Origin of the sequence: Streptomyces sp. NPDC056948 (genome assembly GCF_042674225.1) — a bacterium.
Classification (GTDB): Bacteria; Actinomycetota; Actinomycetes; order Streptomycetales; family Streptomycetaceae; genus Streptomyces; species Streptomyces purpurascens.
In genome coordinates this window covers 1-6418 of sequence record NZ_JBHUQX010000482.1, presented here as the reverse complement: position 1 = coordinate 6418, position 6418 = coordinate 1, and the positions used below count along the sequence as shown (strand labels likewise).

Annotated in this window: 7 protein-coding genes, 2 pseudogenes and 1 riboswitch; of the genes and pseudogenes, 4 read left to right on the top strand and 5 right to left on the bottom strand. The window is 65.5% G+C overall.

Annotation, left to right across the window (positions count from 1 at the left end; genetic code table 11):
• Window positions 1–11: 11 nt before the first annotated feature.
• Window positions 12–118: riboswitch (TPP riboswitch) on the bottom strand.
• A gap of 39 nt (window positions 119–157) precedes the next feature.
• Entirely contained in the window at window positions 158–1264 is a 1107-nt protein-coding gene (rlmN, locus tag ACFTZL_RS38945) for a 23S rRNA (adenine(2503)-C(2))-methyltransferase RlmN (RefSeq protein WP_382593427.1), read from the bottom strand.
• 173 nt (window positions 1265–1437) lie between these two features.
• A complete protein-coding gene (locus ACFTZL_RS38940) occupies window positions 1438–2064 on the bottom strand; it encodes a hypothetical protein (RefSeq protein ID WP_382593424.1) in 627 nt (208 codons plus the stop codon).
• 276 nt (window positions 2065–2340) lie between these two features.
• On the opposite strand from ACFTZL_RS38940, the gene ACFTZL_RS38935 reads away from it, so the two are divergent.
• The 3 genes from ACFTZL_RS38935 (at window position 2341) to ACFTZL_RS38925 (ending at window position 3944) form a co-directional block, all read left to right on the top strand.
• Window positions 2341–2805 (top strand): hypothetical protein, encoded by a 465-nt coding sequence (locus ACFTZL_RS38935; RefSeq protein WP_382593421.1) that lies wholly within the window; start codon window positions 2341–2343, stop codon window positions 2803–2805.
• Window positions 2806–2807: 2 nt separating this feature from the next.
• Window positions 2808–3215: a toll/interleukin-1 receptor domain-containing protein gene (locus ACFTZL_RS38930; RefSeq protein ID WP_382593418.1), complete on the top strand. Its 408-nt coding sequence runs from the start codon at window positions 2808–2810 to the stop codon at window positions 3213–3215.
• A 222-nt stretch (window positions 3216–3437) separates the two neighbouring features.
• A complete protein-coding gene (locus tag ACFTZL_RS38925; protein ID WP_382593415.1) occupies window positions 3438–3944 on the top strand; it encodes a hypothetical protein in 507 nt (168 codons plus the stop codon).
• A gap of 577 nt (window positions 3945–4521) precedes the next feature.
• Here ACFTZL_RS38925 and ACFTZL_RS38920 read toward each other — a convergent pair.
• Window positions 4522–5190 (bottom strand): YdcF family protein, encoded by a 669-nt coding sequence (locus ACFTZL_RS38920; RefSeq protein WP_382593412.1) that lies wholly within the window; start codon window positions 5188–5190, stop codon window positions 4522–4524.
• Window positions 5190–5399, bottom strand: a pseudogene (locus tag ACFTZL_RS38915) (UTRA domain-containing protein); the annotation flags it as partial. The gene ACFTZL_RS38920 and the pseudogene ACFTZL_RS38915, both read right to left, overlap by 1 nt.
• Window positions 5400–5426: 27 nt before the next feature.
• Between ACFTZL_RS38915 and ACFTZL_RS38910 the strand changes: the two are divergent.
• Window positions 5427–5718: pseudogene (locus ACFTZL_RS38910) on the top strand (tyrosine-type recombinase/integrase); the annotation flags it as partial.
• A gap of 158 nt (window positions 5719–5876) precedes the next feature.
• On the opposite strand, the gene ACFTZL_RS38905 reads toward ACFTZL_RS38910, so the two are convergent.
• Window positions 5877–6326, bottom strand: coding sequence for an SRPBCC family protein (locus tag ACFTZL_RS38905; protein WP_382593409.1), 450 nt, complete (start codon window positions 6324–6326; stop codon window positions 5877–5879).
• Window positions 6327–6418: the final 92 nt, after the last annotated feature.

The following is a 6418-nucleotide window of genomic DNA, read 5'->3' as shown; positions in this document are numbered from 1 at the left end:
GGGCGCAACAGCTCGAGTGATGACCGATCTCCCTACCCAGAATGACCTGGGCCAGGTTCGGAGGGTCTGCGGCCGTGTGCCGCACTCTCAGCGCTGTGGCGCTCCCCTGTCGGAATATGCAGGTGTCGGATATGCAGATGTTCTTACGCCGGTCAGACTACCGTTCGGTGGCGGCGAGCTGACCACACGCCCCGTCGATCTCCTGTCCACGGGTGTCCCGAACCGTCACCGGCACACCATGGGCGGCGATGGCCTCCACGAACGCCTTCTCGTCCTCGGGCCGCGAGGCCGTCCACTTCGACCCCGGCGTCGGGTTCAGCGGAATGAGATTGACATGCACGGGCTTGCCCTTGAGCAGCCGCCCGAGCCGGTCGCCCCGCCAGGCCTGGTCGTTGATGTCCCGGATCAGCGCGTACTCGATGGACAGCCGCCGCCCGGACTTGGCGCTGTACTCGAACCCGGCGTCCAGCACCTCCCGGACCTTCCACCGCGTGTTCACGGGGACGAGGGTGTCGCGCAGCTCGTCGTCGGGCGCGTGCAGCGAGATGGCGAGCCGGCACTTGAAGCCCTCGTCGGCGAAGCGGTGGATCGCCGGGACGAGCCCGACCGTCGAGACGGTGATCCCGCGCTGCGAGAGCCCCACCCCGTCGGGCTCGGGGTCGGTGAGCCGCCGGATGGACCCGGCGACCCGGTTGTAGTTCGCGAGCGGTTCGCCCATGCCCATGAACACGATGTTGCTGAGCCGCGCCGGACCACCGGGGACCTCACCGTCCCGGAGGGCCCGCATGCCGTCCACGATCTGGTGCACGATCTCGGCGGTGGACAGATTCCGGTCCAGACCCGCCTGCCCGGTCGCACAGAACGGGCAGTTCATCCCGCACCCCGCCTGCGAGCTGATGCACATGGTCACCCGGTCCGGATACCGCATCAGCACGGACTCGACGAGCGTCCCGTCGAACAGCCGCCACAGCGTCTTGCGCGTGGTGCCCTGGTCGGTCGACAGATGCCGCACGACGCTCATCAGCTCGGGCAGCAACGCCTCCTGCAGCTTCCCCCGGGCACCGGCCGGAATATCGGTCCACTGCTCCGGCTCGTGCGCGTACCGCGCGAAGTAGTGCTGCGAGAGCTGCTTGGCACGAAACGGCTTCTCCCCGACAGCCGCAACGGCCTCCTTGCGCTCGGCAGGAGTGAGATCAGCGAGATGCCGCGGCGGCTTCTTGGCTCCGCGGGGGGCGACGAATGTGAGTTCTCCGGGTGCAGGCATAACCCATCCAGTGTGGCAGATCAACTCCGGTTGCCCAGGCCAGAGTGGGGTGGGGGTGGTCACCTGCGGGTGCTGACTGTCGGCGTTGGTCGGCTTCGCACGGCCCCGGGACGGCCCAGGACTCAGCCAGCCTCCCACCGGCTGTGCACTGCAGGCAGCGGCGTCACCGCCCGTCACTCCATCTGCACGGGAGCGACCGGGAGCTGCTCCTTGTAGGGCCACGTAAAGGTGCGGTCGGGTTCGAGGTGCGCGTCTCCCCAATGGATGGCATGGATGCCGTTTTCGACGTCGGCCGTGAAGAACACACAGACCAGCCTGGTGGAAGCTCCCAGCTCCTCGAACGCTTCGCGCAGCCCCAGGTACTCCTCGGTCGCCAAGTCCCCATCGACGTCGAACAGGCCTTCCGGAGGCTGTGGCCCATGCGCCCGGAGCAGCCGGTGCCGAGTGGGCGACGCGTTGGCGGGCAATCGAGCTCGGTCCAAGGGCCTGGGCCTGTCCGCGTACCGGAACGGGAAGAGTGCGTGATCGTTGATCACCGCATACTCATATCCGCGCACGTCTCGGACGGCTTCGCCCAGCTCCCCCGCCGTCTCCGCCAGGTTCTCCCGCACCAGCCCCGCAAGGGCGACACCGTACGGACTCCGCTTCTTCAGCCCCGCAGCGAGATGTGCTGCATGAGCCTTCCCGTGTGCCTCGGCCAGTTGCTCCGGGACCGCAGCGGCAAGCGCGCCGGCATGGCGCCCAAACCGCTCGACGGCCCAGGCCGACGGCCCTACCGGATAGCCACCCAACACCGACATGCAGTGCTCCCCTCCCCCTGATCCCGCCTTCGAACTGTGTGACACGTACACGAAGGGCGCACAAGGGGGCGATCTGGCCAGGACGCGGCCGTACACGCTCGTTCCTTCCACGGCCCGAGGACGGCCGGTGAGGGCGCTCGTGTCTGGGGAACTGGCCGCGTGCTGTGCATTGCAACCTATAGATCACCGAATCCGCCTACGGGGCGCAACGATTCGTGATGGAATGACTGTGCTGATGCGGCCGATTTGTGATCCACCGAAACGAATGGCGTAGAAGTGAGTGGACCCACTGCAGACGATCTGGACAAAGATCAACTCGACCAGCTTCACGCGGCAACTCTAAAGGCCTCCGAAGCTTGCCTTGAGCTGAAGAAGCTATGCGCACTCATCCTTGTCCCGGTCGGCACTATCATCACTTCATTTGGCGACAAAAGACCGGGTCCTTCATTGTTTCTTGCCGCGGTCTTAGTGATCATCGCTTTCTGGGTGGCCGACAGCTTTAGTTACTACTATCAGCGGAAGCTCAGGGCGGCAATGACCGTGCTCTGGCGGCGGAGGGCGGTGCGCTGCACACACCCCGCACCGGGCTCCTCACAGAGTGACCCGCCCGCCATTCCAACGTCAGGTGCCGTGACTGCCTGGCGCGCAGCCTTCAATGCTTCGATGGCGTACTATGCCATTCTCGGTGGACTGTCTGCTCTGGCGGCATGGGCCTATGCGGTCGGTTGGCTTGATGGGTAGGAATGCCTGTGCGTTATTTCGTTAGCTATTCAAGGCGCGACAATGACATTGAGCGCCTATGTGAGATAAGGGCACTCCTCGGCGGTTTGGGCTGCGTGTATGTAGACGACCTAGAGGCGCATGATCCAAGCATTGACAGAACACAAACTGTAATTAACGCTCTGGCGCGCGCGGAAAATTTCATTGCCGTTCATTCTGAAAATTACCTGATGACAGAGTGGACTCGATGGGAATTTGAATCTGCGCTACATATGGGCATCGAGATGGCAGCACTATTCCCGAATAACCGTCTCGCGAAGTCTAGTGATCCTCAGTGGCCATGGCCCACGCACTTTCCACACGCGAGGGACGCCGCTGCCCTGGAGGTCGGCGGGGTCTCAATGACCGAGTCAAGCCCTCGACAATCTTGAAAACCGTCGTGTCAGCGATGTCACCGTGGGTTCAAATCCCACCGCTTCCGCGTGGTGAGCAGCGAGAAAGGCCCCTGACCTGGTAGTTGGTCGGGGGCCGTCGCCGTGTGCTCGTGCCTGGGACTGCCTCGTGTTCCCCGTGGCTTCCCGTCGTATCGGGCATGGAAGGGGCACGGTCGTACCGCATCCGCGGCTGTCAGTGCTGCATGGCACTGTGCCGCCATGACGACAACGACAGAACTCACCCTCTTCGCCGACTACTTCCAGATACACGTATCCGATGCGGATTCGGACGGTGATCTGAGCGACGCGTGGACCGACCAGGCCGTTGCCGATCACCTCGCGGTTGCACAGGATGCGCTGGGCATCGGCACGGCTGTCAATGTCAACGTATCCGTCACTGTTGTCCTGCTGCCTCAGGAGCCGAGTGATGACAGCTTGGAGTTCGATCACGTGGTTGAGGCCAGCCTCGATGTCTCGTTGGGTCGCCTGACGGTTCTGGGCTGCACGGATTACGCCCCCGATGCGGCCACGTTCGAGGTCCCGCCAGGCTGGAACCGCGTCCGCGTGACCCGGAGCAACTTGGCTCGTGCAGCTCAGGCCGACATCGACTCTGACGAGAGCCCCGAAACCACTGAAAAGATCCGTATCCAGGTGTGGCCAGCCCCGGAATCTCCCGCAAAGATCATCAAGCGCTGGTCGCAGCCCGGCGATGAGCTCGACGCATAGGTCGGCGGAGTCTTCGATGCCTGGCTCGTGTGCCCGTCCTTCGAGCCGCACCTTCACCTCGTCCGTTACCCATCACCCGCCCCAGCTCCCATCCCGTCTGCCGTCGACCCACACACATTGGAGCGGGCGTGGTTCCTGGCGTCCAGGTGGAGCGCGCCACTGTACGAACGACCTGGACGCCAGGGGCCGCGTCTGCTCGGCTTTGCCTGGGTCGATGGCAGACGGGATGGGAGCTCCCCGCGCTCGCCACTACTCCGGCCGGCACTCGCGGACGGCGCCCCCGCCATCTCGGAGCCTGAGCGCCCCCGCCGGAGGCATGCTTTGAGGGTTGCCGCGCTCCCGCGGTTCTCGACTCAAGGTCACCGGCCTGTCCCACATGTGGGCGCGCGTCGGCGCAGCCCGGGCGGAGCGGGCCGAAGGCAGGAGCAGCGCCCGGAGCGGAGCCGGGAAGCGCGCCCGGCGGAGCGGAGCGCAGCCGGGGCTTGATGAGGTAGAGAAACTCGTAACAGCTCGGCCGTGGCCGGTCGGGTAGGAGCATGCCTCGTGGCATGAGTGCCTGACTGGCGCCGAGTTGATGTCAGGTGGAAGCCTTGCCGGTGGTGCTGAGGAGCCGACTGGTGAAGCCTTCGCGGCATAGCCGCTCGAACGCCTGACGTACGTCCTCCGGCACCGGCTGGCTGATCATGAACCCCTGCTCCGGGTAGATCAGCAAACGCTGAAGCGCCCCCACAAGCATGTCGATAACCAGTCGCGCATCCCGGATGGAATCAACGTACTCGTCGAACGTCATCGGGGTAGAGGCGCTGACCACCTCAATCTCCGGCCAGAGCTTGCGCGCCGTCGCGTACGAGCGCCTCTCCTCATACGGCTTGCTGATCAGGAGCACGGAGGACACGTCCACTCCGGCCTTCTCGAGCAGGGCTTTGGACAAGTGGATGTTCTCGCCGGTGTTGCGCGCGTGCTGCTCTACGAGCACCGCGGAGCTGGCAACGCCGAGTTCAAGAGCCCGCTCGCGGTAGTGGACTGCCTCGCCCCTCGGCATGCGCTCTCGCGTCGTGGGGCTGGTAGCTCCCGTGAACACAAGCAGTGGGGCCATGCCGCGCTTGTACAGATCCACTGCCGTATCGGCCACACCCAGGTCGTGGCTGCCCAGGCCGATCGCGACAGAGCACGGCCGCAGGGTGTGGCCCATCTGGTGGTAGTCCCACAGGCGTCGTGCGTCGGCCCGTGCCTGTGTCGAAATCATTACTGTCCCTTCTCGCCCTTCGCCGAGTCCGGAACCTTGAAGTCGTATTCCCAGGCGAAGCGCGAAGCCGCATGAACACCGATGGCGAACTCGACCACTGTGCCAGATGCCGAATAGGTCGTTCGATGCAGCTCGACGACCGGTTCACCCGGCGGTAGTTGCAGGAGCTTCGCCTCGTCGGCCGTGGGGGCCCGGGCAAAGAGCCGCTCTGCCGTGGGGCAGGCCTGACGGGCCACGCCCTGGCGGAGGCCGGCCTCATCCCGACGCCCTAGCCCGGCAAGCCGTACGCCTCCGCCCGGCAGCACGGAATGCACGCTCTGCGCCACTTCTACGCCTCGGTCCTCCTGGACGCGGGCGAGAACATCAAGGCCGTGAGCGAATACCTCGGGCACTCCGACCCGGCGATGACGCTGCGCGTGTACGCCCACCTGATGCCCAGCAGCACCGAGCGTGCCCGCCGGGCCCTGGACGGTGTCTTCGGCACGGCCCAGAAGCCCTGACGGCCCGGAGACGGCCCACGGGGCATAAGACGGCCCCCTACTGGCGACAACATCGCGGGTAGGGGGCTTCTTCGTGCCCGGAGCACATCAGTTCTCCGGGCTTAGGCATGGCTAAACAGTGTCGCAGATCGCCGACGGTGGCCCGTGCCCCGCCCGCTCCACCCGCGACACCGGAGGGAATACGCCCTACGCGTCCGTGTGCTCCAGACGGTCCTTGAGGAGTTGCTCGTTGCGCGGGAGTTCCTTGCGGACCTGGGGGCGCATGACGAGCGGTACCAGGACCTTGCCGACGCCGTGGCTCTCGAAGTCGATCTCGATCGTCACGTGGGAGCGCTTCCCCTCGTCGTACGGCTCGACCTCGCCGTGCACCCGTGCCCGGACGGGGCCGTCGACACCGCGCATGCCCCAGGTGTGGGGCGGGTCGTACTCGACGACCTCCATGGTCATCGGCATCACGCGGCGGCCGACGTGCCGGGTGACCCGGAACCGGGAGCCGATGCCGAAGGGCCCTTCATCGAGGCGCTCCGCGGACACGGCGCTCAGCTGCCACTCCGGTATCCGCGGGGTGTCCATGACGTAGTCGTAGACGTCCTCGGGACGCCGGTCGACATCGATGCTCTGTCGAATAATGGCCATGATGACCCCCTTTTCGACGTACACCTGAATCGTCCCACTCGGCGCGCATCGGTGCCTCCCCGGAACGACTCGATGCCTCCCGGAACGACAGC

Excerpts from the sequence above, each read along its gene's own strand:
- rlmN (WP_382593427.1), bottom strand. The coding sequence starts at position 1,264 with ATGCCTGCACCCGGAGAACTCACATTCGTCGCCCCCCGCGGAGCCAAG.
- ACFTZL_RS38940 (WP_382593424.1), bottom strand. The coding sequence starts at position 2,064 with ATGTCGGTGTTGGGTGGCTATCCGGTAGGGCCGTCGGCCTGGGCCGTC.
- ACFTZL_RS38930 (WP_382593418.1), top strand. The coding sequence starts at position 2,808 with ATGCCTGTGCGTTATTTCGTTAGCTATTCAAGGCGCGACAATGACATT.
- ACFTZL_RS38925 (WP_382593415.1), top strand. The coding sequence starts at position 3,438 with ATGACGACAACGACAGAACTCACCCTCTTCGCCGACTACTTCCAGATA.
- ACFTZL_RS38920 (WP_382593412.1), bottom strand. The coding sequence starts at position 5,190 with ATGATTTCGACACAGGCACGGGCCGACGCACGACGCCTGTGGGACTAC.
- ACFTZL_RS38905 (WP_382593409.1), bottom strand. The coding sequence starts at position 6,326 with ATGGCCATTATTCGACAGAGCATCGATGTCGACCGGCGTCCCGAGGAC.